Below are 2,862 nucleotides of genomic sequence, written 5' to 3'. Positions count from 1 at the left end.
CTTACTTAAGTGGTAATTTTATTAAGTTTAGTGTTGATAGGCTTTCTATTGATATTTTAAATAACATTTTTTAGATTAAGTATGATAAAAATGATATCCAATGTTGTAGTAAAGCGATTACCTCTCAGGAAACCTGGCGAAATCTATTCACTTGTTGAAGTTGATGGTGTTTGCTGTAATGAAAAACTGAAAGGGGGCTATTTAGAAGCGGCTTTTAGTTATAATGATAATTATATCTTACTTTTTGTGTCATACGGCGATGGTTGGGAAGAAGTTTTATATATTTATTTACTTGATTTAAAAGGTAATAAAATCGTCGACCGAGCCAGAATTGGTGGTGGTGCATATGCTTGGCTCAGTGCTTGTTGTCTTCGTGATATTAAAATTTTATCCGATAATTCGATAAGTTTTGAATTTATGTCGCTTAAGGATTCTGATGGTTGGTTACTCGAACTTTTTAACAAACCTATAAAAACCTTTCCGTTTGCACTTAGATATCTACCTTACATTTCCCGTCCAATTTCTTCCAAACGCTATTTTTTGATTAAAAAGAATAAAATATCACTTAACTAAAATCTTTGTATTGAAATAATAGATAGTTGTTAAGATGAAAAATTGTTTATAATTATCTATATATTTTTGCATATTGATATATCAATATAGCGATGATCGTTGTTGTTAGTTAGGATCAACCTTGAAATAACAATTATATTTACCATACAATATTATTAAGTGGATTCAATGGTAGCTAAGATCATTCTGCAAGATACGTTCAATGAGCAAGATTTTCTACGGTTTGCCGAAAAGTGGCAGCAAAATGCATCGATCATCATTGAATCAATATTACAACATAACGAAGCAAAAAATCGTATTTTTAACTTTGCCTTAAATCACATTCCAGATTCATTTGCTGAAGCAGTGATTGATATTTTTCTGGAAGATAGTGATTTTATTATTAGTGATGAGGATCTGCTAAAATGTGCAAATCAAGGATCCATCGGTTTAAAACAGAGCATACGTTATCGAAAAAAGACACCTCAGAATAATCAACGCATTACCAATATCAAGGAATATAAAAGATGCTAGATTTTTCCTACTTATCAGATCAAAAAGACAGTAAGCCATCTCTTGTTTTAAGTGATAAAAAAGTGCAATTACTTGAGCAAGCTTTTATCGATTTAAAGCGGAAAACAGGCATCATGATTGATGTCTATGGTCGAAACAGAATCTATCCCGATCATCAAAAAATATTAATCAACTTGTTACAAAAACATAACGACAGCGAAATCCAAAAACTAATTATGCTACTTAAGCAAGCTGTGAGTGAAGACGAAGTGATTATTGCCGATGGTGATTAAATGAATACATTGCTTATTGAAATATACTGACAATCATTTAATATGCCATTATACTGATGTCTGAATACTGAAAGTATCTTAACCTTTTAATTTTTTTGAAAATGATGAATTTTATTACTATACGAGATATGCTTTCTAACATAGAAGACATGCCATACAGTTTTTTTTATCTTCCCGCTGTTCACTCATCTTGGACACTTAATACCCAAGGAGTTTTTAGTCTTGAGGATGAAGATATTTTAGATGATGATGATTCAAACCTGCCTAAACAAGCTATAGAAGAAGGTTGGATACCAACGCTAGAAAAAGCCGAAATTGAAGATATTATTAGCGTGGCTAACAATGAATTAAATAACCCAACATTAGAGGATTTATTTAGCTCTTTTGTCTTTTATTTTAAAAACGATGCTTTTTTACAGTATTATGATTTATAACAATAAAAAAACAGTTGACTTGATATCAAACTTATCTGATAAACTCAATCAATTAGGTATTTTATTACAATCGAATATTGCTAGGCAGTTTAAATTAACTGATATGGCTAGTTATGTACATGTTAATATCTTGAAACAACAAATTTATCTGCGTTTCAAATTATCAATTAACAGTATGGAACTATTTGATAATGATATTGTTAATATTTGCATCACAAACGATATGATACATATAACTTGCCTTGTCTATTCAAATTATGGTGTGGATAAAGTAATGGAATATCAAGATAATCTTAATAATTTTGAATTATCTATTTTCGACAACATTTCCCTTAAACTATTGTCATGTTTTAAATCGCATATTAATTTTATAGCATAATACCATATTGCAACCAGAATTGATTAAATAGGATAGCAAAAATGAACGAAATATGGGTATTTAATGGTGAAGGAGCAAACTTTCCTGCTGGTATATTCACCTCGTTAACTGAAGCTAAAACTTGGATTGAAAAACATCAATTATCTGGTGTGTTAACCCGTTATCCTGTGAATACTGGGGTGTATGATTGGGCCATTGCTAATGATTTGTTTACTGCCAAACAAACGTGGCATACAAAACCTGCCTTTATTGAATCTTTTACCTGTGCCTCAATGGAACACTACCATTTTGAAGCAGGACAACAGCAATAGCACTAAAACATTACTAATCATTAAAACTATTCTGTATAAAAAAAGCCAAGTTATGTACACAACAATCCATTAACGCATTGACAAAAAAGGAAATAAGTGGTGGAAAAATCCTGGATTCAAACATGAAGTGCAATTTTAAACACGGTGGAGTGAAGAAAGTAGAAGGTGATTTATACTAGCACCTTCGCACCACCACAGTTTGGAGATTGCTATGTATTATAATCACCTTTCTAGGAAGGAAAGATACCAGATTTTCGTATTATTACAAGCAGGAAAGAATAAAAAAGAGATAGCCCAGCTACTCAATAGACATCCTTCGACAATAAGTCGAGAGATAAAAAGAAACTCAAAACCTAATCAAACCTATCGAGCACATGAGG

Annotated in this window: 7 protein-coding genes; all 7 read left to right on the top strand. The window is 31.3% G+C overall.

Going from position 1 to position 2,862, the window contains the following annotated elements; genetic code table 11:
• Positions 1-90: 90 nt before the first annotated feature.
• Positions 91-573, top strand: a complete 483-nt coding sequence (locus A9G37_RS07165; RefSeq protein ID WP_141671119.1) for a hypothetical protein — start codon at positions 91-93, stop codon at positions 571-573.
• 168 nt (positions 574-741) lie between these two features.
• On the top strand, positions 742-1,086 hold the full coding sequence (locus tag A9G37_RS07160; RefSeq protein WP_065575070.1) for a hypothetical protein: 345 nt from the start codon (positions 742-744) through the stop codon (positions 1,084-1,086).
• Positions 1,080-1,358, top strand: a complete 279-nt coding sequence (locus A9G37_RS07155) for a hypothetical protein (RefSeq protein WP_065575069.1) — start codon at positions 1,080-1,082, stop codon at positions 1,356-1,358. Before A9G37_RS07160 ends, A9G37_RS07155 begins: the two co-directional genes overlap by 7 nt.
• A gap of 101 nt (positions 1,359-1,459) precedes the next feature.
• Positions 1,460-1,792 (top strand): DUF7716 domain-containing protein, encoded by a 333-nt coding sequence (locus A9G37_RS07150; protein WP_442903143.1) that lies wholly within the window; start codon positions 1,460-1,462, stop codon positions 1,790-1,792.
• Complete coding sequence (locus tag A9G37_RS07145) at positions 1,782-2,171, top strand: hypothetical protein (protein ID WP_141671117.1); 390 nt, start codon at positions 1,782-1,784, stop codon at positions 2,169-2,171. Before A9G37_RS07150 ends, A9G37_RS07145 begins: the two co-directional genes overlap by 11 nt.
• A gap of 41 nt (positions 2,172-2,212) precedes the next feature.
• Positions 2,213-2,482 (top strand): DUF7710 domain-containing protein, encoded by a 270-nt coding sequence (locus A9G37_RS07140; RefSeq protein ID WP_034913569.1) that lies wholly within the window; start codon positions 2,213-2,215, stop codon positions 2,480-2,482.
• A gap of 211 nt (positions 2,483-2,693) precedes the next feature.
• A partial coding sequence (locus A9G37_RS13605; protein ID WP_141671116.1) for a helix-turn-helix domain-containing protein occupies positions 2,694-2,862 on the top strand: 169 nt, incomplete at its 3' end.

The sequence above is a fragment of the Gilliamella sp. GillExp13 genome, from assembly GCF_001690815.1.
Lineage (GTDB): Bacteria > Pseudomonadota > Gammaproteobacteria > Enterobacterales > Orbaceae > Gilliamella > Gilliamella bombi.
This window is presented reverse-complemented; position numbering and strand designations above follow the sequence as displayed.

Coding starts and splice junctions, on each gene's coding strand:
- A9G37_RS07140 (WP_034913569.1), top strand. CDS start 2,213: ATGAACGAAATATGGGTATTTAATGGTGAAGGAGCAAACTTTCCTGCT.
- A9G37_RS07150 (WP_442903143.1), top strand. CDS start 1,460: ATGATGAATTTTATTACTATACGAGATATGCTTTCTAACATAGAAGAC.
- A9G37_RS07165 (WP_141671119.1), top strand. CDS start 91: ATGATATCCAATGTTGTAGTAAAGCGATTACCTCTCAGGAAACCTGGC.
- A9G37_RS07145 (WP_141671117.1), top strand. CDS start 1,782: ATGATTTATAACAATAAAAAAACAGTTGACTTGATATCAAACTTATCT.
- A9G37_RS07160 (WP_065575070.1), top strand. CDS start 742: ATGGTAGCTAAGATCATTCTGCAAGATACGTTCAATGAGCAAGATTTT.
- A9G37_RS07155 (WP_065575069.1), top strand. CDS start 1,080: ATGCTAGATTTTTCCTACTTATCAGATCAAAAAGACAGTAAGCCATCT.